This window comes from Streptococcus infantarius subsp. infantarius ATCC BAA-102 (genome assembly GCF_000154985.1).
GTDB lineage: Bacteria > Bacillota > Bacilli > Lactobacillales > Streptococcaceae > Streptococcus > Streptococcus infantarius.
Genome location: NZ_DS572674.1, coordinates 1,268 through 2,620, shown reverse-complemented (window position 1 = coordinate 2,620; position 1,353 = coordinate 1,268). Strand labels below are relative to the sequence as shown.

1 tRNA gene, 1 rRNA gene and 1 other annotated feature (1 of these 3 running past the window's edge) are annotated in these 1,353 nt (G+C 48.6%); both genes read left to right on the top strand.

What is annotated here, in order from left to right:
- Positions 1–402: ribosomal RNA gene (locus STRINF_RS00030) — 16S ribosomal RNA — on the top strand; the annotation flags it as partial.
- Between the two features lie 53 nt (positions 403–455).
- Positions 456–528, top strand: a tRNA-Ala gene (locus STRINF_RS00025).
- Positions 529–675: 147 nt separating this feature from the next.
- Positions 676–1,353: a sequence feature (mutual gap in cmsearch alignment for this rRNA model is longer than 100), on the top strand (it continues 513 nt past the right edge of the window).

Genomic DNA, 1,353 nt, shown 5'->3' with positions numbered 1-1,353 from the left:
TGGGCACTCTAGCGAGACTGCCGGTAATAAACCGGAGGAGGTGGGGATGACGTCAAATCATCATGCCCCTTATGACCTGGGCTACACACGTGCTACAATGGTTGGTACAACGAGTCGCGAGTCGGTGACGGCAAGCAAATCTCTTAAAGCCAATCTCAGTTCGGATTGTAGGCTGCAACTCGCCTACATGAAGTCGGAATCGCTAGTAATCGCGGATCAGCACGCCGCGGTGAATACGTTCCCGGGCCTTGTACACACCGCCCGTCACACCACGAGAGTTTGTAACACCCGAAGTCGGTGAGGTAACCTTTTAGGAGCCAGCCGCCTAAGGTGGGATAGATGATTGGGGTGAAGTCGTAACAAGGTAGCCGTATCGGAAGGTGCGGCTGGATCACCTCCTTTCTAAGGATAAACGGAAGCACGTTTGGGTATTGTTTAGTTTTGAGAGGTCTTGTGGGGCCTTAGCTCAGCTGGGAGAGCGCCTGCTTTGCACGCAGGAGGTCAGCGGTTCGATCCCGCTAGGCTCCATTGAATCGAAAGATTCAAGTATTGTCCATTGAAAATTGAATATCTATATCAAATTCCATATGTAAGTAATTACATATAGATAGTAACAAGAAAATAAACCGAAACGCTGTGAATATTTAATGAGTTAGGTCGAAAGGCCAAAAATAAGGTTAAGTTAATAAGGGCGCACGGTGGATGCCTTGGCACTAGAAGCCGATGAAGGACGTGACTAACGACGAAATGCTTTGGGGAGCTGTAAGTGAGCAATGATCCAGAGATGTCCGAATGGGGGAACCCGGCATGTAATGCATGTCACTCATTACTGTTAAGGTAATGAAGAGGAAGACGCAGTGAACTGAAACATCTAAGTAGCTGCAGGAAGAGAAAGCAAACGCGATTGCCTTAGTAGCGGCGAGCGAAATGGCAAGAGGGCAAACCGATGTGTTTACACATCGGGGTTGTAGGACTGCGACGTGGGACGACAAGATTATAGAAGAATTACCTGGGAAGGTAAGCCAAAGAGAGTAACAGCCTCGTATTCGAAATAGTCTTTAACCCTAGCAGTATCCTGAGTACGGCGAGACACGAGAAATCTCGTCGGAATCTGGGAGGACCATCTCCTAACCCTAAATACTCTCTAGTGACCGATAGTGAACCAGTACCGTGAGGGAAAGGTGAAAAGCACCCCGGGAGGGGAGTGAAATAGAACCTGAAACCGTGTGCCTACAACAAGTTCGAGCCCGTTAATGGGTGAGAGCGTGCCTTTTGTAGAATGAACCGGCGAGTTACGATATGATGCGAGGTTAAGTTGAAGAGACGGAGCCGTAGGGAAACCGAGTCTTAAAA